The organism is Bartonella sp. AD328YNZD (assembly GCF_042196425.1).
This window is the reverse complement of the sequence record NZ_JBHIQG010000518.1, coordinates 1-1245: the sequence shown is the minus strand read 5'-3', so window position 1 is coordinate 1245 and position 1245 is coordinate 1. Positions and strand designations below refer to the sequence as shown.

Here is a 1245-nt window from a genome sequence, read left to right as displayed (position 1 = left end):
TCAGATGCGTCAGCCTTCTTTTTCAGCTTGTCGGTAAAGATCTTAGGGGTTGCCGTCATGTACAGACGTTTTTTACCCCGAATGATGCTGTTATCATGAACCTTGATAAATTCAGATTCACGCTTGTCTGTTCCTAATACAGCTCCAGTGGTACGGTGTGCTTCATCACAAATGATCAGATCAAATTCGGGTAAATCATACTTTTTTTGCGCATCGGAAATCACTTGGATTGAATGGTAAGTCGAAAAGACCACAGTCATCACATCAAAAGAAGTTTTATTGGCTTTACGCGCAAGCTCTTTGGCATCGGTCGTAGCCGGTAAAACAAGGTCTGATGCATCGAGACCAGCTTCATCATCATTTTTATTCTTACGACGCTTACCTACTTGCGTATCCGAACATACGGCAAAGGAACGCAAGGATACTTCTGTATCTTCTGTCCATTCACGAATTGTTTGAGAGATAAGAGCGAGAGAGGGCACCAGAAACAATACACGCTTGCCTTGACCTGCTATGGTTTCTGCTATCTTAAGGCTTGTAAAAGTCTTCCCCGTTCCACATGCCATAATGAGCTTGCCACGGTCTGCTTCTTTTAAACCTTCACAGACTTTCTCAAGGGCTTCTTTTTGATGATCTAAAAGCTTTTTCTTCGGTTTCTCTTTAAGAACAGCTTGTCCTTGTTCTTTATAAGCCCCCCAATCGATTTGACTGTTTTCTAAATCAAACAGATTAATCCGTTGAGGGCGGATTTCTTGCCCCTCACAAGTCAGTTCAACATTGTCACTCCAATCTGTTTCGGTGCTATCAATCAGAATACGACGGGTGAAGATCTTTTTGCCAGAAGCTGCTATAAAACTATCAATATCTTCTTTTTTAATTATGTGAGAGGCGTCATAGCATTTACATTGAATAGCCGCATAGCCTCCTTCATCACGGATTGTAGCGACCAGATCAATCCCAATATCCGTTCCATCTTCATCATGCTCCTTAGCCCATTCCAAATAAGTTTGAACCTTTTCATATTCTTGCTTTTGAAGAGGGTCTTCACTCAAATAAGCCATGACAAGGTTTTCAAACAGCGTTCCCAATTCACGGGGTGATTTAGCTCGTTGACGATAATATTCCAACAGAGAGCGCAAAGTAACGTGTTTGTTATCATACTTAATAGATTGCAGCATATTGTAATAAAAATCCCTTGCCTTATGAGATGATCAATAACCATCAAAAGAATCAAAACGAATTCAA

General features: G+C 40.8%; 1 protein-coding gene. It reads right to left on the bottom strand.

The features are described from left to right. Positions 1-1178 (bottom strand): DEAD/DEAH box helicase family protein (locus tag ACFIO3_RS13335; protein WP_375704616.1); only part of this gene is annotated, 1178 nt, incomplete at its 3' end. Between the last annotated feature and the right edge of the window lie 67 nt (positions 1179-1245).